At 50.8% G+C, this 24,628-nt stretch carries 31 protein-coding genes; 7 read left to right on the forward strand and 24 right to left on the reverse strand.

Annotation, left to right across the window (positions count from 1 at the left end; genetic code table 11):
• Nucleotides 1-25 precede the first annotated feature (25 nt).
• Nucleotides 26-382, reverse strand: a complete 357-nt coding sequence (locus BQ5383_RS00540) for a helix-turn-helix domain-containing protein (RefSeq protein WP_071428872.1) — start codon at nucleotides 380-382, stop codon at nucleotides 26-28.
• A 171-nt stretch (nucleotides 383-553) separates the two neighbouring features.
• Between BQ5383_RS00540 and BQ5383_RS00545 the strand changes: the two genes are divergently transcribed.
• Entirely contained in the window at nucleotides 554-1,000 is a 447-nt protein-coding gene (locus BQ5383_RS00545) for a hypothetical protein (protein ID WP_071428873.1), read from the forward strand.
• Between the two features lie 182 nt (nucleotides 1,001-1,182).
• Here the strand turns inward: BQ5383_RS00545 and BQ5383_RS00550 are convergent, their stop codons facing one another.
• From BQ5383_RS00550 to BQ5383_RS00570, 5 genes are all read right to left on the reverse strand, one after another.
• On the reverse strand, nucleotides 1,183-1,692 hold the full coding sequence (locus BQ5383_RS00550; RefSeq protein ID WP_071429849.1) for an RNA polymerase sigma factor: 510 nt from the start codon (nucleotides 1,690-1,692) through the stop codon (nucleotides 1,183-1,185).
• A 626-nt stretch (nucleotides 1,693-2,318) separates the two neighbouring features.
• Nucleotides 2,319-3,728, reverse strand: coding sequence for a M56 family metallopeptidase (locus BQ5383_RS00555; RefSeq protein WP_071428874.1), 1,410 nt, complete (start codon nucleotides 3,726-3,728; stop codon nucleotides 2,319-2,321).
• A 3-nt stretch (nucleotides 3,729-3,731) separates the two neighbouring features.
• Complete coding sequence (locus BQ5383_RS00560; RefSeq protein ID WP_071428875.1) at nucleotides 3,732-4,100, reverse strand: BlaI/MecI/CopY family transcriptional regulator; 369 nt, start codon at nucleotides 4,098-4,100, stop codon at nucleotides 3,732-3,734.
• Between the two features lie 124 nt (nucleotides 4,101-4,224).
• Nucleotides 4,225-4,896: a M56 family metallopeptidase gene (locus BQ5383_RS00565; protein ID WP_172724565.1), complete on the reverse strand. Its 672-nt coding sequence runs from the start codon at nucleotides 4,894-4,896 to the stop codon at nucleotides 4,225-4,227.
• Nucleotides 4,897-4,901: 5 nt separating this feature from the next.
• Nucleotides 4,902-5,441: an SLOG family protein gene (locus BQ5383_RS00570; RefSeq protein WP_071428877.1), complete on the reverse strand. Its 540-nt coding sequence runs from the start codon at nucleotides 5,439-5,441 to the stop codon at nucleotides 4,902-4,904.
• 156 nt (nucleotides 5,442-5,597) lie between these two features.
• Between BQ5383_RS00570 and BQ5383_RS00575 the strand changes: the two genes are divergently transcribed.
• Nucleotides 5,598-5,912 (forward strand): helix-turn-helix transcriptional regulator, encoded by a 315-nt coding sequence (locus BQ5383_RS00575; protein WP_021632301.1) that lies wholly within the window; start codon nucleotides 5,598-5,600, stop codon nucleotides 5,910-5,912.
• 150 nt (nucleotides 5,913-6,062) lie between these two features.
• Here BQ5383_RS00575 and BQ5383_RS00580 read toward each other — a convergent pair whose 3' ends face one another.
• Genes BQ5383_RS00580 through BQ5383_RS21400 form a run of 8 tightly spaced genes read right to left on the reverse strand, consistent with a single transcriptional unit; the run spans nucleotide 6,063 to nucleotide 9,884 of the window.
• Nucleotides 6,063-6,593 carry a helix-turn-helix domain-containing protein gene (locus tag BQ5383_RS00580; protein WP_071428878.1) on the reverse strand — a complete coding sequence of 177 codons (531 nt, stop codon included), beginning with the start codon at nucleotides 6,591-6,593 and terminating at the stop codon, nucleotides 6,063-6,065.
• A gap of 29 nt (nucleotides 6,594-6,622) precedes the next feature.
• Nucleotides 6,623-7,654 carry a hypothetical protein gene (locus BQ5383_RS00585; RefSeq protein ID WP_071428879.1) on the reverse strand — a complete coding sequence of 344 codons (1,032 nt, stop codon included), beginning with the start codon at nucleotides 7,652-7,654 and terminating at the stop codon, nucleotides 6,623-6,625.
• Nucleotides 7,632-7,781: a hypothetical protein gene (locus tag BQ5383_RS20940; RefSeq protein WP_006354152.1), complete on the reverse strand. Its 150-nt coding sequence runs from the start codon at nucleotides 7,779-7,781 to the stop codon at nucleotides 7,632-7,634. The genes BQ5383_RS00585 and BQ5383_RS20940 overlap by 23 nt, the downstream gene beginning before the upstream one ends.
• A gap of 11 nt (nucleotides 7,782-7,792) precedes the next feature.
• Nucleotides 7,793-8,329, reverse strand: coding sequence for a C39 family peptidase (locus BQ5383_RS00590; RefSeq protein ID WP_420835658.1), 537 nt, complete (start codon nucleotides 8,327-8,329; stop codon nucleotides 7,793-7,795).
• The gene (locus tag BQ5383_RS00595) at nucleotides 8,235-8,867 is read right to left on the reverse strand and encodes a hypothetical protein (RefSeq protein WP_235821907.1); all 633 of its coding nucleotides are present in this window, start codon (nucleotides 8,865-8,867) and stop codon (nucleotides 8,235-8,237) included. Before BQ5383_RS00595 ends, BQ5383_RS00590 begins: the two co-directional genes overlap by 95 nt.
• A gap of 60 nt (nucleotides 8,868-8,927) precedes the next feature.
• Nucleotides 8,928-9,299: a hypothetical protein gene (locus BQ5383_RS00600; RefSeq protein WP_071428881.1), complete on the reverse strand. Its 372-nt coding sequence runs from the start codon at nucleotides 9,297-9,299 to the stop codon at nucleotides 8,928-8,930.
• A complete protein-coding gene (locus BQ5383_RS00605) occupies nucleotides 9,296-9,733 on the reverse strand; it encodes a DUF3846 domain-containing protein (RefSeq protein ID WP_235821908.1) in 438 nt (145 codons plus the stop codon). The genes BQ5383_RS00600 and BQ5383_RS00605 overlap by 4 nt, the downstream gene beginning before the upstream one ends.
• On the reverse strand, nucleotides 9,696-9,884 hold the full coding sequence (locus BQ5383_RS21400) for a hypothetical protein (protein WP_071428883.1): 189 nt from the start codon (nucleotides 9,882-9,884) through the stop codon (nucleotides 9,696-9,698). The genes BQ5383_RS00605 and BQ5383_RS21400 overlap by 38 nt, the downstream gene beginning before the upstream one ends.
• Before the next feature lie 102 nt (nucleotides 9,885-9,986).
• Here BQ5383_RS21400 and BQ5383_RS20950 point away from each other — a divergent pair, with 102 nt between their 5' ends.
• A complete protein-coding gene (locus BQ5383_RS20950) occupies nucleotides 9,987-10,775 on the forward strand; it encodes an ankyrin repeat domain-containing protein (RefSeq protein ID WP_235821942.1) in 789 nt (262 codons plus the stop codon).
• A gap of 545 nt (nucleotides 10,776-11,320) precedes the next feature.
• On the opposite strand, the gene murC is transcribed toward BQ5383_RS20950, so the two are convergent.
• Nucleotides 11,321-12,721, reverse strand: coding sequence for a UDP-N-acetylmuramate--L-alanine ligase (murC, locus tag BQ5383_RS00620; protein WP_071428885.1), 1,401 nt, complete (start codon nucleotides 12,719-12,721; stop codon nucleotides 11,321-11,323).
• A 258-nt stretch (nucleotides 12,722-12,979) separates the two neighbouring features.
• On the opposite strand from murC, the gene spoVG reads away from it, so the two are divergent.
• Complete coding sequence (spoVG, locus tag BQ5383_RS00625; RefSeq protein WP_071428886.1) at nucleotides 12,980-13,276, forward strand: septation regulator SpoVG; 297 nt, start codon at nucleotides 12,980-12,982, stop codon at nucleotides 13,274-13,276.
• A gap of 162 nt (nucleotides 13,277-13,438) precedes the next feature.
• Here the strand turns inward: spoVG and tnpA are convergent, their stop codons facing one another.
• The 8 genes from tnpA to BQ5383_RS00665 all read right to left on the reverse strand — a co-directional run bounded on the left by tnpA (nucleotide 13,439) and on the right by BQ5383_RS00665 (nucleotide 20,666).
• Nucleotides 13,439-13,909 (reverse strand): IS200/IS605 family transposase, encoded by a 471-nt coding sequence (gene tnpA, locus BQ5383_RS00630; protein ID WP_071428887.1) that lies wholly within the window; start codon nucleotides 13,907-13,909, stop codon nucleotides 13,439-13,441.
• 226 nt (nucleotides 13,910-14,135) lie between these two features.
• The gene (locus BQ5383_RS00635; protein ID WP_071428888.1) at nucleotides 14,136-14,813 is read right to left on the reverse strand and encodes a hypothetical protein; all 678 of its coding nucleotides are present in this window, start codon (nucleotides 14,811-14,813) and stop codon (nucleotides 14,136-14,138) included.
• Nucleotides 14,810-15,415 (reverse strand): DUF3267 domain-containing protein, encoded by a 606-nt coding sequence (locus tag BQ5383_RS00640; RefSeq protein ID WP_071428889.1) that lies wholly within the window; start codon nucleotides 15,413-15,415, stop codon nucleotides 14,810-14,812. The genes BQ5383_RS00635 and BQ5383_RS00640 overlap by 4 nt, the downstream gene beginning before the upstream one ends.
• Before the next feature lie 93 nt (nucleotides 15,416-15,508).
• Entirely contained in the window at nucleotides 15,509-16,780 is a 1,272-nt protein-coding gene (locus BQ5383_RS00645) for a chloride channel protein (protein WP_071428890.1), read from the reverse strand.
• A 576-nt stretch (nucleotides 16,781-17,356) separates the two neighbouring features.
• A complete protein-coding gene (locus tag BQ5383_RS00650; protein ID WP_071428891.1) occupies nucleotides 17,357-18,079 on the reverse strand; it encodes a 16S rRNA (uracil(1498)-N(3))-methyltransferase in 723 nt (240 codons plus the stop codon).
• Between the two features lie 13 nt (nucleotides 18,080-18,092).
• A complete protein-coding gene (gene prmA, locus BQ5383_RS00655; protein ID WP_071428892.1) occupies nucleotides 18,093-19,031 on the reverse strand; it encodes a 50S ribosomal protein L11 methyltransferase in 939 nt (312 codons plus the stop codon).
• A gap of 99 nt (nucleotides 19,032-19,130) precedes the next feature.
• Nucleotides 19,131-19,685: a methylated-DNA--[protein]-cysteine S-methyltransferase gene (locus tag BQ5383_RS00660; protein ID WP_235821909.1), complete on the reverse strand. Its 555-nt coding sequence runs from the start codon at nucleotides 19,683-19,685 to the stop codon at nucleotides 19,131-19,133.
• 9 nt (nucleotides 19,686-19,694) lie between these two features.
• Nucleotides 19,695-20,666: an aldo/keto reductase gene (locus BQ5383_RS00665; protein ID WP_071428893.1), complete on the reverse strand. Its 972-nt coding sequence runs from the start codon at nucleotides 20,664-20,666 to the stop codon at nucleotides 19,695-19,697.
• Between the two features lie 199 nt (nucleotides 20,667-20,865).
• Here BQ5383_RS00665 and BQ5383_RS00670 point away from each other — a divergent pair, with 199 nt between their 5' ends.
• The 3 genes from BQ5383_RS00670 to BQ5383_RS00680 all read left to right on the forward strand — a co-directional run bounded on the left by BQ5383_RS00670 (nucleotide 20,866) and on the right by BQ5383_RS00680 (nucleotide 23,168).
• Nucleotides 20,866-21,141: a hypothetical protein gene (locus tag BQ5383_RS00670; protein ID WP_071428894.1), complete on the forward strand. Its 276-nt coding sequence runs from the start codon at nucleotides 20,866-20,868 to the stop codon at nucleotides 21,139-21,141.
• 76 nt (nucleotides 21,142-21,217) lie between these two features.
• Entirely contained in the window at nucleotides 21,218-22,096 is an 879-nt protein-coding gene (locus tag BQ5383_RS00675; RefSeq protein WP_071428895.1) for a DUF3795 domain-containing protein, read from the forward strand.
• Between the two features lie 166 nt (nucleotides 22,097-22,262).
• Entirely contained in the window at nucleotides 22,263-23,168 is a 906-nt protein-coding gene (locus tag BQ5383_RS00680) for a DUF3795 domain-containing protein (RefSeq protein WP_139193301.1), read from the forward strand.
• Between the two features lie 301 nt (nucleotides 23,169-23,469).
• Here the strand turns inward: BQ5383_RS00680 and BQ5383_RS00685 are convergent, their stop codons facing one another.
• Nucleotides 23,470-24,567, reverse strand: coding sequence for a CAP domain-containing protein (locus BQ5383_RS00685; RefSeq protein WP_083389771.1), 1,098 nt, complete (start codon nucleotides 24,565-24,567; stop codon nucleotides 23,470-23,472).
• Between the last annotated feature and the right edge of the window lie 61 nt (nucleotides 24,568-24,628).

The following is a 24,628-nucleotide window of genomic DNA, read 5'->3' on the forward strand; positions in this document are numbered from 1 at the left end:
GTACGGTCAATCGTGACTGCCTGCGCTATTCCTGCTGTTTCAGCTTCATATCCCTGCGGATCGTGTCTTTGGCTGCTTTGAGCAGATCGGTGAGTATGCGTATCTCGTAGTCGTCGCAGTCCTCCAAAAGCATTTGAACCTCATGGGAGAAAACTTCCTTGGAGTGGATCACGCTGTCGCACAGAAATTCATCCACCGAAACAGACAGGACATTTGCCAGCGCAACCGCCATCGGCAAGCTCAACTTGGAATGGCCGTTTTCAATGTTGCTCATGTGGGTAATGGACAGCCCGGCTTTTTCTGCCAATGCTTCCTGCGTCAGATCGGCCCGTATTCTTGCGATCTTCACGCGCTTTCCAATCTCTTTGTAATCTAATTCCATCTATTTGCCCTCGCAGTACGTCGCCTAATATTTATTCCTCCTTTATTGTATAGTACCCGGCACAGATATATAATAAACTATGTAAATTCAAAATTTATGTACTTTAAGTTTTGCAAATTTTATGTGATGGGTTGGCTTATTAAATAAACTTTTTAAGGTGGGGAAATAGATATGGTGGTTTGTACTTTTGCGGGACACAGAGAAGTCTTTGGCCTCGGCCAGTCGCGGGTGGTGGAGATATTGGAAAGGCTGCTGGAAGCGGAGCAGGAAATGACCTGCTATGTGGGCGGCAAGGGAGAGTTTGACGCCCTTTGCGCCAGCGCGGTTCGTACTCTAAAACACCGGCACCCGGACAAGGCAATCTCTCTGGTTCTGGTGCTGCCCTACATGGAGCATCGGCTAAACACGGATAAGGAATACTTTGAAAGTAGCTTTGACGAAATCCTGATCCCCATTGAGCTTGCGGGCATCCATTACAAAAAGGCAATCACCGCCTGCAACCGCTGGATGGTAGACCGGGCGGACTGCCTGATTGCTATGGTGTGGAGGGATCACGGCGGAGCCTATCAAACACTGAAATATGCGGAACGCCTCTGCAAACAGATTTTCCGCTTATGATAATCAGGTGGGATCTGCTCACCATGTCCGTATATCATGGCGCGACCCCTGATTCGGCTTTTGCTCCTCGCACTGGAAAGGGGGATGTTACTGATGAATGAGTATGCGGTTGTCAAGGAACAGGCGAAAGGAAAACACTCGAAAGAATGCCTTTCACCTATCGTCCTGAAACCGCAGGGGTGTCAGCCCTGTGCCGCAAAATATTTTTTTAGTTTGGCAATTGCCAGGTTTATGGACTTGGCAACGGCTTGATGGCTTGTCCCTTCCATCCGGCCAATCTGCCGGGTAGACATTCCCTGAAAAACATGAAGCTGGAACCGCCGTTTCTGAATCTCGGTCAATGCGCCCACTGTAAAAAGCTGCTTCAGGGCTTTCCAGGCATACTTGCGGTTTTGTATGTCTGCAATTCGTTCTTCCCATTCTTCGTCCAGAGCGCGAGTGGCACAATGCTCCGTTTCCTCCAAACCGTGAATTGAAACATCCTTGCGGGTCTGGGCACTCTCTGCCCGATCCTGTTCATAGTAGATTTGATCGGACAGGGCTTTCAGCTCTGCAAAGTCGTGTTCCGTTTTGTCAGGGTTCTCCTTCAGATAATCCTCCAGTGTGATTTCTATGATTTCATTATGAAAGCGATAAACGATATTAGGGCTGTTTTTGTTTATCGCATAGTCGCTTTTGCGATAATTTTGCAAGTCTGTTACCTCCGATTTGTTTTTTGCGAAAAACAAATCGGAGGTGGCGGCTCCCTAATTCTTTGTTCAGGGAGCCTTAAATGAAAGCGGCCGACTTTGTATCGGGATACAAAATCAGCCGCTCTCTGGATATGCACATTGAGAAGTCCAATAGGGTAGGCAGCACGGGCAGGCGGGGGTTTGTCCCCACTTGGGGCAAACTCCCGCTCACAAAAACGCCGACCAACACCTATTGAAATTTGTCCATTGAAAGCCGTGTGTCGTTTGAGTGGGACAAAAAGTAACCTCCCAAAGCTGTGGGTGGCATTGTCCATAGCATCGCTACTCCTTGTCCGCTGCTACGCGGACGGCACACAGGCGGCTGGCATCATTCCCTTTTCTTAATATAGGAGCGGCCTTTATGCTGCCGCCTTGCTGATATTTATTTCATATATGATGTAGAAAGCCAATGTTGTAAAATAAAATAGGAGGTTCCCACAAGTGAGAACCTCCTATTTGTAGTTTGGCTTTGTACTACTTAGATACTCAGCCATATTTATATGCTTTACTGACGAATCGGGTTGAGCTTTATGTGCTTAGTTCATGGTGTAACTTGAAACGAAAGTCTTTACCAAACTTGCTTATCTTTAATAAGCGTAGCTGAGACTGATGTCTGCGCTCTTGGAGCTAGACGTATTGGCAACATAGATATAGAAATAACCACTCTTATTGATAGTTACCGTAACGCCGCCCTCGCCATTGCTGACAGTATCCGTATACTTGGAGCCAGTACTTGCCGAGTACACGCCGAGATCCAGATTAACGCTGGTAGGAGTCCAGTTCGCGTAGATGTCGATTTGAGTGCCTGCCTCAAAATAGGTCTTGTCATACTTAAAGGAGGTTCCGGGAGACAGAGAAATGTTCTTCTGGGGAGCAGGAATCTCCGCAAGATCCTCGGAAACATTGGCGGCCGCCTCATTCGAAGCAGCAGTCGTTTCCTTATTGGAAGCATTGAAGGCAGTAGAAGTGGTGGACACAGCGGCCAGATTATCAGTAGCCTGCATAACCATGGCATTAGGAGCAAAAGCGTCGCTCGGAGAGACATCCACTTCATCGGCAGCGGACGCGGCAAAGACAGAGGTAGAACCCAACATCAGGGTCAGAGCCAACGTGGTAGCCAGCAGAGAAGATTTTCTCATTTTCATAATCGCTTCAATCCTTTCTGTAATTGCATTTTTGCAAAAATGATTTAACACGGGATTAAACAAATTGTTTGAGTCTGCCAACTCAATGAGGGTCAATGCATAGGTGGATTTTAACTTTTCGCCAAGCGTTAGTACCACTCTTTCGTCACAAGAAAGCTCAATATCCCGATTCGCCAGTAGAAACATCATCCAAACTAAAGGATTAAACCAATGCACACAAACGCAAATAACTAGAAAGAACTTTATAATGCTATCATAATATCGGATATGCATATACTCATGTAGCAAAATAAAGTTTATTGCATTTGAGTTGTTGAAGTCCAAATTTGAAGGAAGTAAAATTGTCGGACATACAATGCCATATGTTAAAGGTGACGATATATTAGGTGTGGAGCGAATCCTAATCCTTCGCTTGAGAGAGTGTTCTTTTAACCAACACAATATCACCTCGTTTTCTATCTGAGAGGACTGAGAGAATTTATATCGGCAGATTAAGTAACTTATTCCAAAATATAAAGCACATATCCCAAATCCTACACTCCATAGTACCATTTGAAGCGGAATATGATCTGCTGCTTGCACATCAGGCAGATTATTAGTCAACGCAGTGGTTTCTGACATAGCCTTCTCTATGAAAGTCTCTGTACTCGGCACAGTCTCATGTATTGGGATGCTAACTGGAAGAGAAATAGAAAGCGGAACAAGTAACCTAATAATTATGATGCACCAAGAAACCACAAGGATTCTTTTGGGGACATAATGGATTCCAATAGCACGAAAAATAATAATTGCTATTATCATTATGCTGGCTAAAAAATCCATTTGGAGGAATGTTGTTCTAAAAAAATTCATTCCTCAATCGCCTCCCGATTTATCCTCTACCATCTTTTTCAAAGCTTCGATTTGTTCTTGAGATAATTTAGTTTGTCCAAGCAATGATACAAACAATTTATCTACTGAACCATCAAAAACTCTTTTGATCAATTTGGCAGTTTCTTGTTGTTGAACGCACGATTTGGAAACTAGCGCATGGCAAATAAAGTTTGGCTCTCTGCGTTCTACTACGCCTTTTTTGATACACCTCTTGAGCAAGGTATATGTGGTGTTAATATTCCAACCATATCGTTCATTCAATAAATCCGCAACATACTTAGCTGGTACATCCCCCTCTTTCCACAAAACATCCATAACTTTGATCTCACTATCGCCCAGTTTGACCTCCATGCAAATCACCTCTTTTCTTCACAAGACAGTTGTATTATGGGTTGCTTTTATAATACAACTGTCTTGCGCAAAAGTCAATACTACATTTGTCTTGTTCAAATTTATTTTACATTTAATGTATTCTTTATTTTCTATCATTCAAATCTGTTTTGTTGTAGGTATCCGACTTTTTAATTAAAGAAAGAGCATAACAATATTTACTTTCCTTACTTGAGCAAGTAGTGAGCATATCACAAAGTAGTGTCACATCACGATTGGATAGGATATACATAACCCAAACCAAAGGATTGAACCAATGAATGCTTAAAGTCACAAATATTAAGACTCTAAATATTTGAGTAAAATATCGAATATAAACATATTGCTGTGCAAGTTCATCCAAAAATCTAATTTTATCTTTTCTATCAAAATTTTTGGGGAACAAAACTATTGGGTGTAGATTACCAATAACTGTTGGATGGATAATCCGTTCTGCTACACGCACATCATATTTCCTTTTCGTATGAGCGGTTATCCAATTACATATAGCCGGTGTATGGTCTGGGATTGAGCGCTTAACCTTTTTCCTATTCTGAAGGTTGGAAATCAAGAAATAGACTACAATAATGCATATACTAAATCCCCAAATGTAAACTGGAGGAAAAGCAACAAATAATGATGCGCTGAACATAAATGCAAGAACAATCCATAATATACAAAAAAAGTATTTTGGCGCATGGTATATTGATATAGCACGGACTATTACTAACAGTAAAACTCCACACCCTAACAGACCACTTATTTCAAAAAAACTCATCATTTTCACTTCCTGTCATAACATCGGGCTGTATCTGGATGAATTAAAATTACTGGGACTTGCTTTTTCCTTGCATATCTGACACATTGCATGGTTCCCGACCGCATATTCCGATTATCGTCATAAACCGCCACCAGATAATCGGCCTGATCTACCATGTAGCAATTTCTCTTGACATAGCTTTCGCGGCAATTCTCGTTTCCGATGACCTCTTTTCTGTTGCAATGTCGTAGGATAAACTCCATACGGCTCTTGCTGCGCTGATCCCACTTGGCGTCATGGCCGACAAACGGCAGGGCCACAAACAATTCAATATCTTCGTATCCAGGCTGCTCCTTCAAACGAAGGATCTGTTCAGCCGCCCACATATCCACACCCAGGGCGCCGCCAACATAATACCGTCGAACTTCCTTTTCATCATGTAGCTTTCGGAACACCTCCAGCATATTGGCTTTAATCTTCTTGCAAAGGGCATAATCTTCACTGTATTTGAACTTGAACCGGCTTGGGCGGTGTCCAGTAATGGCACAAACGCATTCATTCATGCGGTTTCCTCCTGTTCTAATAGCGGTCAACACATATAAAACAAAAATAACTTATTTAATAAGGCGCAAACAAAATTATCAGCCAAATTATAACACAAATAATGTTCAATATCCAGGGAACCTTTCTGATATGCTAACAATCAGAGAGGTGAACTTATGGACGAAGAATTTATCCGCAATCGGATCACGGAGCTGCGGTTGAAAAAAGGCATTTCTGAATACCAGTTGAGCTTGGAACTGGGACAAAACCGTGGCTACATCCAGGCTATTTCCTCCGGCCGGGCATTGCCTTCCATGAAGCAATTCTTAAATATCTGCGAATATTTTGAAATAACGCCCCTGCAATTTTTTGACGCTACCGAAAACACCCCACAGCTTGTCAGAAAGGCGTTGGATGGAATCAGAACATTATCCGATGATGATTTAATTATATTGCTTGGTCTTATCGCACGGCTCAATCAAGGAAAATGACGGCAGGCGCCAAATGGCTCCTGCCGTTTATCTTTCCCAATATTGCCCTCATTTTCACACCTACAAATCCTTCTGACACCACCAGTGTATCTGAAACAGGACAGCCCTTACTTTTTTCTTCATCCGTAAGTATCTGTTCACCTGTACGGTTCAAGGGGGTATAAAAATGGACTGCCCCCCAGTCCACATACGAATCGGGCGGCAATTCTGCCGCCCGATTTTTGTTTCAAAGCCATCTGCAAAGGAGTAGGAATCCGCTGTCGGCAAAGTGGCAGACTGCTCCCCAGGTGTGGGATCAGGGGTGTTACAGGCATCCGCAGAGGCGCTTTCCGGCTGCACTGCCGGGGATTCATCAGACGCATCATCTTCCGAGACAGGGGCGTTTTCCGGCTCGTCAGGGCAGGGCAAGTCAGAGCATAAGGTATAGAGGTTGCTGGTCTGGCCGCCGTTCTTGCGCTCGTCAAACCGGGCCTGCTTGACGATATATCCCGCCTTCACCAGCTCATCCAGCGCCCGCTTTACGGTGGACACCCCATAGCCGCACTTGGCAGCTATGGTCTTGATAGAGGGAAAGCACTCGCCCTCTTTGTTGCAATGCAGAACCAGGACTTGCAGCACAAGCCGCGCTCTGGGCTTCAGTTCAGAAGAAAATGCCCGTTGCATATACTCAAACTTTGCCATATTCCAATCCTCCCAATCATGTCTTACTGTTACAGGCGCTTTTCTCCTGCAATATACTTCTCCACCAGCGGTCGGTAGATCTGTCCGTTGGCTCGTTTCGCAAACAGGTCGTGGGATGCCGCCGCAATCTGCACATCTTCCCCAAAGAGCTCCATACAGTATTCCTGAATTTCCTGCGGTACACAGATCGCTACCGGGCGTACTTCCAACGAACCGCACTCGGACAACGCCTTGTGGAACACCGGAATCTCATAGGGCAGAACACTCCCGCACAGGAGCCGGTGATCCGCGTCACGGAAAATAGAGGTGGGCGTCTGCATCACGCCGCAGTCATAGATGATAAACTGATACTCCTTATCCGGCTCGTTGGTCAGGTAGCAGTCGATCCCATCAATGGTGTAATGCTCCCCATCCGGTGCCGCTTCGTAGATGTTCAGCAGGAGCTGCAGGTGGCGGTTCTGATTGACTTCGATATACGCCACCTCCGCACCTCTGGCCGCCAGCCAAGAGGCCAGGTTAAAGGCCGTCACCGTCACGCCGCTTCTGCGCTGCGAACCGGCCACGGCAATACGGATATTCCGGGCGTTCCAGCGGTACGGAATAATTTCATCCGGCTCCGGGGCTTTCTCACGCTGAGTAACTGGCTGTTCGTAGACGGGAGCCTTTACCACATACCGCTGCATCCCATCTTCGGAAAGTGCCTCTGTCAGCTCGTCCAAGGCGTCCTCCATCGTTTCACCTGTAACCAGATTCACAACGCCGATGGACAGTAACCGCTGTACCTCGCCGTTCACATCCTCGCAACCGGAGAGGATGACGATGATCCGGGCGGAGAACATCATCTGAAAGGATTGCAGGGCAAGGGTGAAATCATTGCCGCTTTCCTCGATACACGCCGCATCCACCACAAAGAATTTGGCGTTGGCATAATTGCGCATATCTTTGGTAACGAAACTTTTCAGGCTGAACCGGCCGACCAGTTTCTTGGCGGGCAGAGTCATATTCCGCACAGCGGGGTCGATCAGGTTGCTTTTCTGGTTACTCGTCAAGTACAACAGCATAGGATTCACCTCCCATATTTTCAGCACTGGTTTTGTCATCCGCCCCACCGGTCAGCAAGAGGACGATGCCCACCACTACGATCACGATGTAGATAAACAGTTCAATCAGCTTGTTTCGGTTATTCATATCGCACCCCTTTAGTAGATCGCCCACAAGGGACCGCCTGCTGCGGCGCCCTTTCTGGCCTCATCCAGAATGATTGATATATCCCATTCCTGTTCGCTTCGTTTTTTACTGGCAGGATCGGCCACCAGGATTTTTCCTTCAGAGGTCACTCCACGCAGCACCATAAAGTGACCGCTGGATGTGAAGTGGCCTTTTGACATGAGTGCCACAATCAATTTCCCGGATGCCAAAGCATCCACCACGGCCTGCGGGTCATCGGTGCTGATGCTTTCCCATTGAAGCCCAAAGCCCTCCGCAGCCCCCGGTATCAACGAGTGATAGGACCCGTTGCCGGAACACCAATAGCCGTTCTGATACGCCCATTCTGCCATTGTGGGGGGATCAACGGTCTGGTCTGTCAGGCTGGATACCACAATCGCCATAGAGGTCGGGCCACATCCATAACCGCCGATATTAGGCGGGGTTGTTGACCAGGTTGCACAGCCGGACAATATCCTGCTGTTGCAGAATCTCGGTCTGAATGCCGCTGTCCGAAAAATATCCGCCAAGCAGCTTGAGCTTCTGAAGCAGATCGCGCTCAACGCCATCGCTTACCCTATCCCAAATCTTGATGTAGAATTGCCGCTCCACAACCTCGCCGGAAAGAGCAAAGGCGCCCATTTCCACGATTTCCTGCTTCAGCAGTTCCTTTTGCTTCACATCGGAAGAAGAAGTGAGTGTGGCAGACAGCTCCGACAACAGCGGAGAAATATCTACCGGGCGGGATACAGCAAGAAGCTGAAACGGGTACTGTGCGCTGGACAGGCTCACCGTAAGCTGCTTGGCAATCAGCCGCTTTTCGTTTTTGCTGAACAGTTCTGTGCTGATCGGGTAGATCTTCAGATATGCCAGAGCCAGATTGTCACGGGTATAGAGGAAGTTCCCCCGAATATCCTTCACATTCACAAACTCATTAGCGGTGATCTGGGCCAGTTCTTCCTTGTCCTTGTTCTTCGATTTCTTGTGTTTGGCCGACAACTTCAGAAAAATCAGCGTCCCACCGCCCAGCAGCGCACAGACGCAGATCATAATAATCGGCAAAAGCAATTTATCGACCTCGCTTTCTTTGCCACAAAAAAAGGCCCTGCTTTTCAGCAGAGCCGTGTCTTATAGTTCCAAATCATCCTCGTCCTCCCATTCCTCCTGTTCCTCGGCAAAGTCAAGAGAAAGGGTATCCAAGGGAAAGGAAAAGCTGTGGGCGCCAATCCGGTCAAGCTGACTGGCCTCTCGCAGTTCGTCAAAGCGGCGGCTGAGATCAGCCAAATCTTCCTCACTGGCCCGCACTGTTTCCCCTTCGCCATAGAGATAGGTTTCCACCTCTGCACGGATCGTGCTGTCTCTCGGCTGACTTGCCAGGTCATCCCGGATAACATCATCATCCAGAAGATCCTCCGCACAGTCAGGGCATCCGGCGGCAAAGTATTCCACCAGCAGCCCATATTCCGAGGATAGCGATACCAGCGAAAACATTTTGCTCATCGGCCTGCCTCCATATCCTCTCCGGCTCCGGTGTCCATGTCCCATCCCTTGCCGAACATGAGGTTCATAAACTCTTTCATGTCGGCGGCGGACCGTACTTCAAAGGATACCGCTGCGGGGACCGGCTGCGGAAAATACTCCTGATACATGGCGATCTGTTCATCGGTCAAAGAAACGCCCCTTCCTTCCGGGGTATCGCCATAGAGGAAAAAAGTTCCGTGCATGGTATCCGGCCCGTACTGTCGATTCTCCGGCAGACCTGCCAGTTTCCCGGACGCATTGCAGCAGAGAACCGTTTCGCAGGGCAGAGGAATACACTCAATATCCCCGCCCACAAGTTCCTGCCGGTGTTCCAGAGAATCCTCCAGCATGGTCGTATAAGGCGCCCGCCCAGGTTCAAACACCATAATCTGAATCATTCTGTTGTTGTTCATAGGCCCGCTTCATGTTGTCTGCCTTTTCAGGCAGCACCAGCGGCTCCCGTTCTTTTTTCTCATAGGGAACCACCTGCTTTACGGATGGAGAGAACTCCTTGCCGATCAGCTTGCCCACCGCTTCGGGGAAGGACAGGTTTTCTTCCCGCATGACAAAATCAATGGCGCCGCCTTTGACTCCATCATCAGGACCCGTCCATTGGAAAAAGCGATTGTTTTCGGGGAAGATGTAAAGCCCGCCGCTGTGCTTCATGTGGACAGCTTTGCGGCCTGCCTTTTCCGGCTCATATCCATAGCCACGGGCCAGGGACAGAATATCATCCGTCTGCTGTGCGACAATGGCGCAGATCTGAATGGGACAGACCGACAGGGGCAGACCCCGCTGATCTATGCCGCCAAGTACGGTAAAAGTGAGGCGTGCCGGTTTTTGCTGGAGCTTGGAGCAGATAAAACGCTGACAGATGAGGACGGACACAATGCGTTTGACTACGCCTCTTCAAACGGTATGCGGGACGTCATCGTTCTGCTGGAGGACCAGCAGAGACAGACGGATCACGCAGGAAATACTGCGCTGCATCAGGCCTGCCATCAGAATCAAAGCGAGGTGGCCGAAGCGCTGATCCGCGCAGGCCAGACAGATCTGGATGCTCCCAACGATTGGGGAGAAACTCCTCTGCTGATTGCGTGCGAGAATCAGAACGTTTATCTGGTGGAGATGCTGCTGAAGGCGGGAGCGGATCCCAACCGGAAACTGCGGGATGGTTTCTCTCCCTTGCACTATGCGGCATCTGGAGGGAACTATCCTATTGCCAAAGCGCTGCTGATGGGCGGCGCGGACAGCAATCTGCGAAATCTGGATGGCGAGACGCCGCTGATTCTGGCTGCCTGTGAGGGACACAATGACATGACCGCTCTGCTGATTGAAAACGGCGCGGATGTCAACCTGACGGATAACCTGCAGCATAGCGCGCTGTATTACGCTACTGAAAACGGCTTTACCGAGATTGTGGAGCAGCTTTTAATGGCTGGTGCGGAAGGGTAACATCAGAAAATTCCGCCATAATGGATTTATGGTTCCTTTGTAGATTGGGCCATATTGATACATCCCTGGCCAGAGCCGGAAAAATTTTCGCTTCAGTGTACAGACAAAGCGTCATGAGGAGAATAACCCCATGGCGCTTTGATTTTTTATGGTCTTTCCAAGCATTTTGCCCTGCTGATTGACTGCACTTCTCCAAGGGGAGTACATCTGCTGCCTCCCTTTTTCTGAGGCCATGGAGTGACAGACCATTATATCCAAATTCGCAGCCACCGGCACACCCAAACGAAAACAGGAGCGGCACCGCTGACGCTGTGCCGCTCCTGCTGAAATCCAATATTTCCGCACCACTGGCTTTTTATATTGTCTGCATAGCCTGGGGCAGCTCACAAATTCACTGCGCAGAGAATATTTATTTTCTCAAACGCAATTTTCATTCCTGTAACAGTCATTCAAGCGCAATCGCTGTTGGGGTAAACTTACTGCAACCATCAGCCGCCCAGTTATTCCGTGTCTGTTTTAATTTCCAAACAAAATCACTTTTGCCGTCAGCGAACCACTTCTGCCTGCTCCTGATCCTTCAGCCGCCCCATATGCAGCATCATCCTGGCACACTTATAAATGTCGCCGCAGCCCATAGTCAGTACCAAATCCCCCGGCTGGACCCGGCTCATGACATATTCGGCCACTTCCTCAAAGGTATCCCTCCAGGCGCAGCCAGGGATTTTTTCTCCCAAATCGCTGGAATGGATATTATAAGTGTTTACTTCCCGGCTGCCCATAATGCTGCTGAGCACTACATGATCCGCCAGAGACAGGGCTTTGACGAAATCATCCAGCAGCAAATAGGTGCGGGAAAAGGTGAAGGGCTGAAATACCGCCCACACCTGCCGGTACCCCAGATTCATAGCGGCTTTGAGGGTAGCGGTCAATTCAGCTGGATGGTGGCCGTAATCGTCGGCGATGGTCACCCCATCCACCCGGCCAACCAGCTCAAAACGACGTCCCGCGCCATGGAAGCTCTCCATCGCCCGGGCGATCTCATCCGGCGCCACTCCCTGCATCCAGGCTTCCGCTGCGGCAGCCACAGCGTTGAGAATGTTGTGATCTCCCGGAATATGAAGGGTCAGGCGGGTCAGCTTCTCTCCCCGATGCATCAGATCAAAGGAACAGGTAAATCCATCCTGACGGACCACATCGGCAGGATAAAAATCACGTTCCGGGCTCATGCCAAAGGTGTATTTCTCCTTTTCCACCGGCTCCATAGCGGTACAGGTGTTGGCGTCATCCCCATTATACAGCACCCGGCCAGCCATGTTGGCAAAAGCGGTGTAGCTTTTCATAGCGTTCTCCACCGTGCCGAAATACTCCATATGGTCGTTGTCAATATTCAGGATAATGGCCACGTCCGGGCAGGTACGGAGAAAATGATCCTGAAATTCACAGGCCTCATACACAAACAAATCTGTCTTTCCCGCTCTGCCGTAGCCGCCGATGGTGGACAGCTTGCCTCCGATAACCGCGGAAGGATCCTTCCCGGCCAAATACAGAATATGGGTAAGTATGGAGGTAACGGTGGTCTTTCCATGGGTACCGGTGATGCCCACAGCATTTTGATACCGGCTGGAGACCGCGCCCAATACCTCCGCCCGCTCCAGCATGGGGATTCCCATCTTACGGGCAGCCGCCAGCTCCGGATTATCCGCCAGGATGGCCGCTGTATACATCACCATATCCGCTCCGGCCAGATTCTCGGGGCTGTGCCCCAGATGGATCTGCAGCCCCATCTGACGTTCCAGATTGAGAATATCACTTTCGTTGTTATCACTGCCGGAGATCTCATATCCCTGGCTGTGAAGGATCTGCACCAGAGGAAACATACCGGAGCCTCCAATTCCAATGCAATGGATATGGCGAACTCCCTGAGGCAGCTTGATTTCTTTTTTCATCTCTCGCCCACACTCCCTGCCGGTCTCTCCCGGCCGTCGCTTTTCTATGTTCCGTCATCCCGCTTTTGACGGAGGAGACTGAGTTCCTCCCTTGGGATAGTATAAGAACGCTTTCGGGGATATTATACCCCGAAGCGGGGTTTTTGACAACGAAAAGGAAAGAACCGGAAAATATTTTTCTTCTCTCCAGTCTCCACCGGTATAAGAAACATTCCTTGGACCATACTTTTTGTGACAAAACAAGGGAGGCTTTTGAGTATGAATGTTACTGAAATCCGCATCCGAAAATTGTATGACGATCCCCGCCTCAAGGCTCTGGTATCGGTGACCATTGACCGGGATCTGGCTGTACATGATATCAAGGTGATCCAGGGCCCGGAACGCCTGTTTGTGGCCATGCCCAGCAGACGGGATGAAAACGGCGCCTTCCGGGATATCGCCCATCCCATTACCCCTGCCGCCCGAAAGATACTGGAGGGGGAAATACTGGCCGGCTACCAGCAGGCGCTGGAGGAAGCGGGAATAGCTCCATGCCAGCAGCAGTCTTCGGATTAAGACTGCCAGCGTTTCCGTCTGAAAGGCCCTTCACCTGTTTTCTGCACAAGCAGAATAAATATCCCCCCGCAAAGCGGGGGGTATTTCCGTTTCGGGCATAGCCCTAATACTACAGGCAACGCACAAGTGCGTTTTTTATTGGCCTGCCAGCCACGCATAGGATTACTTGCTACCCGTAAACGGGTCTCTGGGATCGTAAAGACTTATTTGATCACTTTCTCGATCCATCTTTAATTGGTTCTCGATATACTCTTTTATTGCTTTTGTATTCTTTCCTACTGTGTCCACGTAATATCCTTTGCACCAAAATTCACGGTTCCGATATGCAAACTTCATATTCCCAAACTTTTGAAATATCATTAAACTGCTTTTTCCCTTGAGGTATCCCATAAATCCCGATACACTCATTTTTGGGGGGATACTTAGAAGCAGATGGATGTGATCTGGACATACTTCTCCCTCTATAATCTCAACCCCCTTCCATTGACACAGTGTTCTGATGATATCTCTTATTGCTGCTCTTTTTTCGTTATAGAATACTTTTCTTCTATACTTTGGCGCAAATACCACATGATATTTACAATTCCACTTCGTATGTGCTAGACTGTTTGTGACGTTATTTTGCTCTGGCATTTTAATGTCCTCCTAATGTGTTTTTCAGCGTAACTGGCAGGTCACGTTTTTACTTTAACACATTAGGAGTTTTTTTATCTTTTTCACCGCTTAAGCTCTTTTGAACCACGCGACTATCGCGTGGTTTTCTTTACACAACAAAAGCTGAGCGTTCGCAGGCCAAAAGGTACGAGCGCTCAGCTTTTTTTGTGCCGGTGAAATCGTCCGGTGCGGGATACGATAGCGCTTAAAAGGAGAAGCTGATTGGTTTGAGCTCTTTGGCAAAGGCGTTTTTTCGTGGGTTCACAGTCACCCTGCGGCTGCTCAGGCGGATTTCCCCCAGGGAGGAAAGGTCCCTGGTTCCGGGCAGATTCTGACGCAGCAGCTCCCGGCCCTCCAAATCTGTCACCATCAGCAGCGGCCAATAGCTTCCGTTGTCCAGGTACCGCAGAAAAAGGGTCGCCTGGGCTTTCGTTCCCTTTTTGACCTTGAAGCGCATAAGCATTTCCGGCCCTTTCACCGCTGCTTCCTCTGCAGCCTTTTGGACCATAGCGGCAAGGGCTTCCCCGGGAGCGAAAAAGGTGATCAGCACCTCCGTCAGCGCTGCGGACAAAAATACTGCTGTCTCCTCCTCTTCCAGGCGGCAAAACAGTCCTTGGTCAACCCCCACATCATAATAGCGGTACCAGCTTCTCTCGTTCGTCTTTCGTTCAGCTGGAGCCGATGTTCCCGCCATCAGACAGGGGGTGAAGTTCAGATAAAGATGATCAAAATCCCCCAGAGAAAACCCCTGTTCCCGCAGCTTCATCGCGGTGCGATGGGCCATGAGGCTGGCTTTACGGTTGTCCAGGTGCCAGGGCAGGCTGTTGCCGTCTTTGTTGGGTACATCGCTTTTATAAAGACGGATATCACTGATTTTTTTCATCCGTTGCCTCCGCTTTCCGGCATAAACCAATAGGAATGGAACCCCGACAGCTGCACCATCGCCCCCGGCGGAACCTGCGTGAAGGTATGGTGAATGTTCAGCAGATCGCCGCAGCCCAATTGCAGCGACATTCCTCCCAAAGTATACAGCAGCTCCCACCTTCCCGGCGGCAGCAGCATCCACACTCCCAGAGGCAGTAAGCCAAACAACAGCGTCGGAGCGGCAGACAGCCATAAAAAGCGCCGGCGGGAAACGGGACAGGTGGAAATCACAAAAAACATTCCCTGACGAATGGCCTGAAAGCACTCCACCTCCGCCTTCCGCGGAAAGAAAAGACCGTGAATCAGTTCATGGGGGATCGCCAGCGCCAGCGACAACAGTATTCCCAAAAGGGAACAGGAAAAGGCCCATTGCCGCCACAGCAGGCATTTCAGCGCCCCCAACGCCAGCCACAGCACCAGCATCCAAAGACTATCGGGCACAGCGGCTTTTGCCAGCTGCTCCGGTGTATCCGGCTCCTGATACTGCACCGCCCCTTCCGGCAGCACTCCCAAAGGCAGCTGATGGGGACCGGTATATTTTCCTCGCCAGATGAATTTCATTCCCGCTTCCCCTTTCAGCCGTATGCGCTCATATGAACCATTCACTGCTGCTTATCAATGGGCATCCATCCGCAGCTGCCCTTTTTTCTGCGCTCAATCAGCCTTGACGTTAATATACTCCGCCTTCAGTTTGGAATAAACAATGATCTGCTCTCCATAAAGGCTGAAGTTACCGGAAAGCATATAGCTGATCGCGCAGGCCAACAGGAAGAACAAAAAGGAGCTGTTGCCCACATAGGATACGCTGCCCGCAAACAATTCCAGCCCCAGCAGCAGGGAGGTGACAGGACAGTTGGTTACACCGCAGAACAGCGCGGTCAGGCCGATGGCCGCCCCGAAAGCCGGGTCCAGTCCCAGCAGGGGAGCGACGGCACAGCCAAAAGTAGCCCCCACAAAAAAGGTGGGAACGATCTCTCCACCCTTAAAGCCGCTGCTCAAGGTGATGGCTGTAAAAATCAGCTTGAGAACAAAAGCCCAGGGGACCACAGTGCCCGAGGCCGCCTGAATAATGACATTCATTCCCGCGCCGTTGTAATCTCTTGTACCGCACAGCAGCGTCAGCAGTATGATCATGCAGCCGCCGGCGGCCGCCCGAACCATCGTATTGGGAAAAAACCGCTTCATCCATCCGGCGGTATGGTGCATGGTGGAACAGAACAAAATAGAGAGCAAACCGCACAATAACCCCAAGACTCCCACTTGAAGCATTGTCACCAGGGATATTTCCGGTGCGCCTGCATAGGGCAAGGCCGTGGGCTCCACACCCAGCACCCCCGCCAGAAGATAGCCGGTCAAGGCCGCTATGGTGCAGGGCACAATGGCAGCGTAATACATCACCCCGACGCTTACCATCTCCAGGGAAAAGAAAGCCGCAGCGGCAGGGGTTCCAAACAGCGCCGCAAACGCCGCGCTCATGCCACACATCACCAATACCCGCTGGTCCTTTTCATCCAGTTTCAGCAGCCCGCCCCCCACACTGGCGATACATCCTCCCAGCTGGAGAGCGGCGCCCTCCCGTCCGGCAGAGCCGCCAAACAGGTGGGTCAAAGCAGTTGAAACAAAAATCAGCGGACCTGTGGCGGGGGGAACCGGCTCATTGCTCCGCACAGCGGTAATAACCATATTGGTACCACGGTCCCGGTCTTTACCGATAACATGGTACAGCCAGGCGATCAGAACTCCCGCAAAAGGCAGCCCCCACAACACAGCCGGATGACTTTCCCTGAATTCTCCACACCACTCCAGCAGGCTGTGGAATACGACCCCTACTCCTCCGGCTACCAGGCCGGTGAGAACGGCCAGCAGCAGCCATTTTAAAAAAATCAAAAAAGCATGATACCATTTTTTTGCATTTTGCAGGATCATTGTCTTTCTCCCACCACAACTCTCTTTGTGATTTGTTTGTAAGGGACCTTTTCTGCCAGACGGTTTTCACAATCTCATCCGCTATTGAAATTTTGCCGGGGCAGGCAGCGTTTTTCCCTTTTGACAGTCTCTTCTCCGTTTTCAGGTAATGCTTGCATTTGGATATAAACGGTGCATCCGCCAAACAATAACGATGCTTTGAGAACAAACCTGAACATATGATTTGAACGGATTCATCCTTTCCAGAATGAAAATCGGTTCCCCGAACACATTATCCTGAACAAAAGTATCTGGGATGTCCGTCTTTTCACCATTATACCATATTCTTGTCTCCGAAGGATGCCCCTGCCGCCTTTTTTCCCAAAAAATTGTCACTCCTTTTGGGCAGTCTTTCTCAAAACTCCCCTTTGATGGAAAATTTCTTTCAGCCTTTTATAAAGCGGATCCTGCAAGCCTTTTGGGGAACGGCTATTGTCACCATTTCTGTTCCAGACGGGAAACTTCCCCTGTGGGTCAGACCATGTTATAAAAAGACCGGAAAGAGGCCCTTATTTTACCCCTCTCCGGTCGGTCCGCTTATTGATTTTCATAAAAGAAGCCCACTGCAGACAGCGCATACATGGGAGCGGTTTCACACCGCAGAATACGGGGACCCATGGTACAAACCGCCAAACCCGCCTGCCGCGCCGCCTCAACCTCCTGGGGGTCAAAGCCGCCCTCGGCGCCGATCAGCACCGAAAGGGACCGGGGATGATCCGCCAGCACCTGTCCAAAGGGTTCTGTGGCCTGCTCATAAAACAGCACGCTCCTCTGGTCCCGGGACATTTCCTCCAAAGCTTGGTCCAGGGTCAGCAGAGGACGAACCGGCGGCACCACTCCCCGCCCGGACTGCTTGGCGGCCTCCAGGGAAATGCGGGACAACCGTTCCAGCTTCTTTTCCATGGAACGGCTGTCAGGCCGGGAAACACAGCGGCTGGTAAGGACCGGCACAATGGCCGCCGCCCCCAGCTCCACCGCCTTTTGAATGATCAGTTCCAGCTTGTCGCTTTTGGGCAACGCCTGATACAGGGTGACCCGAACGGGAAGCTCACTGCGGCAGGGCAGGCGCTCCATGACCCGAAGCACCGCCATTTCTCCGGAAAGCTCTGTAATGGTACAGCGGAAATCCGTCCCCTGTCCGTCGCAGAGCCACAGCTCCTCCCCTATCCGGCAGCGGAGGGACTTGACGATATGCCGTCCATCCTCTCCGCCCACCTGCACCATTTCCCCATCAAAGGGGGGAACAAAAAATCTGGGCATATCCCTTCTCCCCTTACAGTGTGCAGTGGATGGCGCACCATCCATCCTGTTCCTTCACCGAAACCACTGTCAGGCCCTGCGCTGTCAGCGCCTCCAGCACCTCTTCCTGCCGGGGAAGAATGACGCCGGAAGCCACCACCGAACCGCCCTTGCGGAGATGGCGGCGAATGGCGGGAGAAAGGGCGATTATGACATCTGCCACAATGTTGGCGGCAATCACGTCATACTCTCCGCCGATTTCCTCCGCCAGCTTTTTGTCATGGACCAGATCCCCGCACAGAGGCACAAAGCGGTCAGGACCAAAGCCGTTTTCCGCCGCGTTCTCTCCGGCGGTGCGCACTGCCACAGGATCAATATCCACTCCCACAGCCCGGGAAGCGCCCAGCATCAGCGCTGCAATGGAGAGAATACCGCTGCCGGTGCCCATATCCAGCACTGTATCCCCGGGGCGAATCACCTGCTCCAGCAGCTCCGCGCACAGACGGGTGGTGTGATGGGTGCCGGTGCCAAAGGCCATGCCGGGGTCCAGGGTGATGACCAGCTCCTCGGGAGCCTTGTCATAATGCTCCCAGCTGGGGCAGACCACCAGACGGCTGCCCAGATGAGTGGGGTGGTAATACTCCTTCCAGGCAGTGGCCCACTCCTCTTCCCGGACGGCGCTGGTGCGGACGGTGTAAGGAACCTTTTCCTGCTCCAGCTGATGGGTGAGATAGGAGACCGCTTCAGCAGGACTTTGCTCGGGGCTGATATAAATATGGACAATACCGGTGTTCCGGTCCCGGGCCAGCAGCTCTTCATCGATCAGGTCGATATGGGCGATCTCCGGCACCAGCTCCAGCATATCCGAATAATCCTCCACATAAATGCCATAAGGCACCGCCATCTGGGCGATGGCTTCCGCCGTTTCCAGATGCTCCACGGGGATGATGATTTGTACGTCAGTCCAATCCATAGGGACAACTTCCTTCCTGTGTTTGAATCTGCTCTCTATTATACACGATGAAAATTACCGGTACAACCCTTGCAGGGCAGGCAGGCATTCTTTCTGTCGTTATCTGTATGCCGGGACTTCTCCCCGCTCCAGGGCCAAAAGGGCCTGTTTCCGCTCCAGCCCGCCTGCGTAACCGGTGAGGCTGCCGTCTGTTCCCACCACACGGTGGCACGGGATGAGGATGGAAATGGGATTGTGCCCCACTGCACCCCCTACCGCCTGGGCAGACATGGTTTGACGTCCCAGCTGCACGGCCATCTCCTTTGCCAGCTGCCCATAGGTAACTGTACTGCCCCAGGGAATCCGGCAAAGGAGCTGCCAAACCTGCTGCCGGAAAGGACTGCCCGCAGGGCGCAGAATCAAAGGCTCCTGGGGCTGTCTCCCGGCAAAATACTCATCCAGCCATCGTTCCAGGGAGCGGAAAACCGGGTCCTCAGCCTCTCCCCTCTGCCACAGAGCGGGGTCCCCCCCGCCCATTCCTTCATACTTTTGTCCCCGGAACCAAAGCCCCCGAAGAGCGTCATCCTCCGCCAAGGCAATGATCTCCCCCAAAGGGGTATTCATCCGGCGAACACGAAGCCCCAAAGCTGTTTCTGCTGTTTTACTCTCCACCATTTTACCTCCTCAGCGATTGTAGCGGAAGCGGGTACCCGCCAGGGACAGCCATACCTGACGGCACTGCTCCATCATCTCCTCCGGCAGCGGCGGCGTTTCCATAGCAGCCAGATTCTGCTCCAAATGGCTTTCCTTGCTCACTCCCAGAATCACCGAATCCACCTGCTGGTTGGAGGCGCACCACCTCAAAGCCAGCTCCACCGGGGTCATTTCTCCTTCCCGGGCGATTTCCCGCAGCCGTTCCACTGCCTGGAAATTTTCCTGGGACCAGTAGCGCTGCCGATAACCGCCATTGAGGCCGAACCGGCAATCCGCCGGAGGCTCCCCCTCATGGTGCTTGCCGGACAGCAGCCCTCCTGCCAGGGGGTTGTACACCACCAGCCCCATACCATGGTGCCGCAGCATGGGGGCCAACTCCTCTTCAATACCTCTGGTGATGAGATTATAGACATTCTGGCTGACCACGGGAGCAATGCCATTGCGGCGGTCGCTGATCCACAAGGCGTCGCAGATCTGCCAGGCGGCATAGTTGCTGATACCCACATACCGCACCTTTCCGGAGCGGACCAGCTGGGTCATGGTATCCAGCGTCTCCTCCAGGGGAGTATCATAATCCGGCTTATGGAGGTAATAAAGATCCACATAATCCGTTTGCAAACGGCGCAGACTGTCCTCCAGGCCCTGGATGATATGGCGGCGGCTGAGGCCACGATCATTGGGATCGCTGCTGCCGCAGGGATTGCACACCTTGGTGGCCAGAATCACATGATTCCGCCGTCCCTGGAGAGCCTTGCCGGTGATCTCCTCGCTGCGGCCGCTGACATACATATCCGCAGTATCCACAAAGTTAACCCCTCTGTCCAGGGCCCGATGAATCAGGGAAATCGCTTCCTTTTCCTCCACCTGTTCCCCAAAGGTCATGGTTCCCAAACAGGCCCGGGAGACCCGGATACCGGTACCGGTGAGCGTTCTCATTTCCATGGCTGGTTCCTCCTTTTAAAAAAGCAGATCTGACTTTGCTTCCATTGTATCCTATTGCCGTGCGGAAATCCAGAGCAATAAATATGAAGCGTACCGCATTTGACCGGATCAAGAAAATAAAAAACCGCTGATTACCAGTAGAGAATACGTTTTTCTCAAACCATCCAATTGATCTGAAAGTCCGGAGACTTTTTCTGAAATGACCGAAGAATATTTGATTGGATACAGAAGGAACCAACAGCCCCAAAAGGTGGATGCTGCTCTTTTTCATGCCCTGTCCCTTGATGAAGCAAAAGCTTTCATGTTACAATGCAAATGTGGACGGAAGATGTCCTGGAAGTTTCACCTGCTTTCAGAGGCATCTGACCCCTGTACGCAAAATCTGACCGCTGATGAAACCAGGTTCCATCTTCCCGGCCCGGTATGGGAGGGGCACTGCCTCTCTTTTCTGCAAACAAGTTTCCAGAAAGTTTGAAACATAAACTTTATATCAGCGGTTTCATTTTCGAGCCGCATCTCATTCAATGAGCCGCGGCAGGAGGTTCTCATATATGGAAAGCTATTGCGGGAAAAACTGCGTCCAATGCTCCTACCTAAACCAAGGGCGCTGTCCCGGCTGTAAAGACGGCCCGGGAATGCCTTATACCCGTGCCTGTCCCCTGGCACGATGCTGCCAGCAAAAGGGGCATCGTGGATGCTATACCTGCCTGTTTGCGGAAAACTGTCATCTGCTGCGGCAGAAGGATTCCTTGCCTTCCTGGAGGCCAACCGGCACTGCTTCCTTAAAAATCTCCTCACCGACTCCACCTCCTGCCAAGGAGCAGGCAGAACTGCTGCTTCGTGGATTTTGTCTGCTTTCTTTGTTGGAATTTCTGTCTTTTGGATGGTTTTTTCTCATTTCTCCCATCCTCTCCCATTCTCTTTCCCGGGGAATGTTGGTTTCTCTGGCTGCTTTGTCCACTTTGTTTTTCTCCTTGGCCTATTTCTATCTGAATCGGGCTCATACAGGTTACTATATCCCAGGTTCCGGTCCTCTGTGTCTGCTGCCAATCGCATTAGCCGCCATCTATATGGCGGGTCTGGAATCCGGTCAAAACAGTGTGGCATCCATGATGCTGGTGTATATGCTTCTGTTCTGCCTGGCAGAATGGGCGGCTTGCTTTTTTCACCGAAGTGTCGCTGCTTCCCTGAGCCCAAGCCTGGCCAAACGTTGGGCTATCCTGTACTGTTTCCTTCCCTTTCTTGTCTTTTTCAGCTCAATCGCCTATATGAGTTATCTTGTGGATCATCAAATCCCGGCCCCCATACTCCTGCCGTTGCTGCTGTGCCTGGTGCTTATGAAGGTTTTGAAGCTGATATTTCTCATTCAGACAGCTGTTACACTGGGCCGGTACCTTGGGGGAATGAAAAACGGTCCCCAAGCTCCCTGACCGTGAGGCGATTCCTGTTCCAGATGGGGTCTGGACCATGGGGCGGTCAGCCTTTGTCTTTTGGAACGTTTCGGGATACAACCTCACTTTCCACAGGCATTTTCTTTCCGGCGCCATATTCAAAAAATCCAATCATTTTTATCATCTTCGGGGAGGTGTTCATCCCATGGAAAGCTATTGCGAAAAAAATTGTATGCAATGTTCCTACTTTATTCAGCGCTGCTGTCCCGGGTGTAAATGGGGACCTGGTCAGCCGGTGCAGGGAGTCTGCCCCCTGGCCCGGTGCTGTCGGGAAAAGGGACATGGAACCTGCCGCTCCTGTTCCCTGGCCTATCATTGCGGGCTTCTGGCGCAGCGGGACTTTTTCCCACCCCGTCCAGCCTCCAGTCCATATCCTCCCCGCCAGGTCCGCCCCGCTTCCATTCCACAGGTACCGCCTCCCACAGTGGAAAAAGCAGCTATATTGTCCCGCTGGCTGGGTTGGCTCTTTTTTTTGGAACTGGCACAGATCATTTTTGCGGTAGTAATCGGTGTATTTCTAGTCTCCTTTAAAGTCAGTTCCATCCCGCCTATGGCGTCCCTTCTGTCAAATCTGCTGATTATCGGCATTTACTGTATCATTTATTTTCGTCTGTCGGAAGCGCAGTCCGGCTACCGCATTCCAGCGATAGCTCACATTGTTTGCTTTCCTTTGATCCTGGTCATTATATTTTTTCCCTCCTATAAGAATCTGACTTTTTACGCTGCGATACAGCTCATCAATACTCTCATTACCCTGGCAGCAGAATGCTTTGTTTATCAGGAAAATAGTAAGGCGATCCAGGGACTGAGCGGTGGGATTGCCCGAGGATGGAAATATCTGTATGTGGTGCTTATTTGCCTGACGGGCATTACGTTCTTCGGCGGACTGCTGTGTTTTATCGACCTTAGCCTTGGAGTTCTGCCGTTGCTGATGGCTTGCTTCGGCATTATGATCGAGTTTATCGTAAGCATGGTTCTTCTCCATAAAACAGTCAACACGCTGCTGGGCTACATTTCCGCCGCAGAGCAGTCCCGTGGGCCTTCCCTGTAAAGACATCTTTCCATTTTTCTTTCCTTTCCAGTCAAAAGACACACTCAGAAATTCACAGGCGCTGTGGGACATTCCACTTGCTTGCCCAAAACTAACTTCACACTGTTGAAGACGCTGTCGGATTTTTCTCCGGCAGTTTTCTTTTATCTTGGATAAAAAAAGAGCGGCGCAGCCTCTGCCGCACCACTCCATCCAAAAGCAATATTTTGTTTTTGCTCAGAGGCATTGGTCTTTTCCCGTATTTCCGCTCTTCGGCTTATTCTCCCGGGAAAAACCTCCCTTTCCGGAGTGCTGTATACTTTTATCCATTGGCATCCCAAGCCAAAAATTCCTGCACCCAGTAGATAACACCGTTTTTCCGATATACGCCAACGCCCATTCCATTGCCGTAATCGGAATAATCGGCCATCATTGTGGCTTTATGTCCAGGGGAATTCATCCATCCCTCTACCACCGCTTCAGGGGTCCGGGAGCCTTTGGCAATGTTCTCCATGAAGGTATAATGGCTGTACATCCCGCCGTCTTCTCCATTGAGACGATCATGGGAAAAATAGTCCGCAATCTCCTCCGCCCGGATCTGAGCATATTCCATGGCCGTTTCATGCTCCACCAAAGGCTCCAGTCCCGCCTTCTCCCGTTCCACATTGGTCAGGCGAATCACTTCCTGGGCAAATTCTTCCGCATCGTATTCCGGTACAGACAAAACCGGAATATCCATTTCCTCTGTCTCCAGGCCCCGGTACAGATTAAAATTTTCAATAAACCAGGCTTTCTGCTCCTCCGCCTCGGCATAGCTCAGGCCATTTTCCCGGATGATGGTACCCAGAATTTCGGCGGGAATTGTTCCCACCACATTGCCGCTGCCATCGGTGAATACATAAGCGGACCCACCATTATACGCTTTGCCTGTAACTGACACAGCAGGGGTGTCAGGGTCCAGGACATTGACCGTATACTTTGCCAGAGGACCATTTCCCGTCTGCTGTGAAGGCTGGCTGCTGGCGGAGGAAGCCGGCTGCTGAGGCTGCGGCTGAGACTGGGCCGGCTGGGGCTGAGACGTTTCGGAGGCCGCTGCCGCCTGAGAGGGCTCACTTTGGGAGGAAGAAGATTCCCCGGCAACAGAAGAGGAGGAGGCCTCGGCAGCTGCACTGCTGGAGGAGGAATTTTCCTCTTCTTCGGGGACTGCCTCAGATTCGCTCTGGGAAGAGACTTGCTGTTTCAGCTCATCCAATTCCTGCTGCAGCTGTTCCATCTGCTCCTGCAGCGCATCATATTCCTCCTGTGTCACACCGCTTTCAGCAGAAGCTGGCTCCGCTCCAGCATCGCCCGTACATCCCGTAATGGATAACATCATCAACAGCGTCAACGCAACTGAAAGGACCTTTTTCGCCAGCATCATATATTTCCTTACCCCTCTTCATATTCTTCTGCTATAGAGGATAACGCTTTTTCATTGTAAT

Origin of the sequence: Angelakisella massiliensis (genome assembly GCF_900104675.1) — a bacterium.
Taxonomy (GTDB): Bacteria; Bacillota; Clostridia; order Oscillospirales; family Ruminococcaceae; genus Angelakisella; species Angelakisella massiliensis.

Bases quoted from the DNA above. Each gene is read 5' to 3' on its own strand.
- BQ5383_RS00540 (WP_071428872.1), bottom strand. From the start codon at position 382: ATGGAATTAGATTACAAAGAGATTGGAAAGCGCGTGAAGATCGCAAGA.
- BQ5383_RS00545 (WP_071428873.1), top strand. From the start codon at position 554: ATGGTGGTTTGTACTTTTGCGGGACACAGAGAAGTCTTTGGCCTCGGC.
- BQ5383_RS00555 (WP_071428874.1), bottom strand. From the start codon at position 3,728: ATGAATTTTTTTAGAACAACATTCCTCCAAATGGATTTTTTAGCCAGC.
- BQ5383_RS00560 (WP_071428875.1), bottom strand. From the start codon at position 4,100: ATGGAGGTCAAACTGGGCGATAGTGAGATCAAAGTTATGGATGTTTTG.
- BQ5383_RS00565 (WP_172724565.1), bottom strand. From the start codon at position 4,896: ATGAGTTTTTTTGAAATAAGTGGTCTGTTAGGGTGTGGAGTTTTACTG.
- BQ5383_RS00570 (WP_071428877.1), bottom strand. From the start codon at position 5,441: ATGAATGAATGCGTTTGTGCCATTACTGGACACCGCCCAAGCCGGTTC.
- BQ5383_RS00575 (WP_021632301.1), top strand. From the start codon at position 5,598: ATGGACGAAGAATTTATCCGCAATCGGATCACGGAGCTGCGGTTGAAA.
- BQ5383_RS00580 (WP_071428878.1), bottom strand. From the start codon at position 6,593: ATGGCAAAGTTTGAGTATATGCAACGGGCATTTTCTTCTGAACTGAAG.
- BQ5383_RS00585 (WP_071428879.1), bottom strand. From the start codon at position 7,654: ATGCTGTTGTACTTGACGAGTAACCAGAAAAGCAACCTGATCGACCCC.
- BQ5383_RS20940 (WP_006354152.1), bottom strand. From the start codon at position 7,781: ATGAATAACCGAAACAAGCTGATTGAACTGTTTATCTACATCGTGATC.
- BQ5383_RS00600 (WP_071428881.1), bottom strand. From the start codon at position 9,299: ATGAGCAAAATGTTTTCGCTGGTATCGCTATCCTCGGAATATGGGCTG.
- BQ5383_RS00605 (WP_235821908.1), bottom strand. From the start codon at position 9,733: ATGAACAACAACAGAATGATTCAGATTATGGTGTTTGAACCTGGGCGG.
- BQ5383_RS21400 (WP_071428883.1), bottom strand. From the start codon at position 9,884: ATGCGGGAAGAAAACCTGTCCTTCCCCGAAGCGGTGGGCAAGCTGATC.
- murC (WP_071428885.1), bottom strand. From the start codon at position 12,721: ATGAAAAAAGAAATCAAGCTGCCTCAGGGAGTTCGCCATATCCATTGC.
- spoVG (WP_071428886.1), top strand. From the start codon at position 12,980: ATGAATGTTACTGAAATCCGCATCCGAAAATTGTATGACGATCCCCGC.
- tnpA (WP_071428887.1), bottom strand. From the start codon at position 13,909: ATGCCAGAGCAAAATAACGTCACAAACAGTCTAGCACATACGAAGTGG.
- BQ5383_RS00635 (WP_071428888.1), bottom strand. From the start codon at position 14,813: ATGAAAAAAATCAGTGATATCCGTCTTTATAAAAGCGATGTACCCAAC.
- BQ5383_RS00640 (WP_071428889.1), bottom strand. From the start codon at position 15,415: ATGAAATTCATCTGGCGAGGAAAATATACCGGTCCCCATCAGCTGCCT.
- BQ5383_RS00645 (WP_071428890.1), bottom strand. From the start codon at position 16,780: ATGATCCTGCAAAATGCAAAAAAATGGTATCATGCTTTTTTGATTTTT.
- BQ5383_RS00650 (WP_071428891.1), bottom strand. From the start codon at position 18,079: ATGCCCAGATTTTTTGTTCCCCCCTTTGATGGGGAAATGGTGCAGGTG.
- prmA (WP_071428892.1), bottom strand. From the start codon at position 19,031: ATGGATTGGACTGACGTACAAATCATCATCCCCGTGGAGCATCTGGAA.
- BQ5383_RS00660 (WP_235821909.1), bottom strand. From the start codon at position 19,685: ATGGTGGAGAGTAAAACAGCAGAAACAGCTTTGGGGCTTCGTGTTCGC.
- BQ5383_RS00665 (WP_071428893.1), bottom strand. From the start codon at position 20,666: ATGGAAATGAGAACGCTCACCGGTACCGGTATCCGGGTCTCCCGGGCC.
- BQ5383_RS00670 (WP_071428894.1), top strand. From the start codon at position 20,866: ATGACCGAAGAATATTTGATTGGATACAGAAGGAACCAACAGCCCCAA.
- BQ5383_RS00675 (WP_071428895.1), top strand. From the start codon at position 21,218: ATGGAAAGCTATTGCGGGAAAAACTGCGTCCAATGCTCCTACCTAAAC.
- BQ5383_RS00680 (WP_139193301.1), top strand. From the start codon at position 22,263: ATGGAAAGCTATTGCGAAAAAAATTGTATGCAATGTTCCTACTTTATT.
- BQ5383_RS00685 (WP_083389771.1), bottom strand. From the start codon at position 24,567: ATGATGCTGGCGAAAAAGGTCCTTTCAGTTGCGTTGACGCTGTTGATG.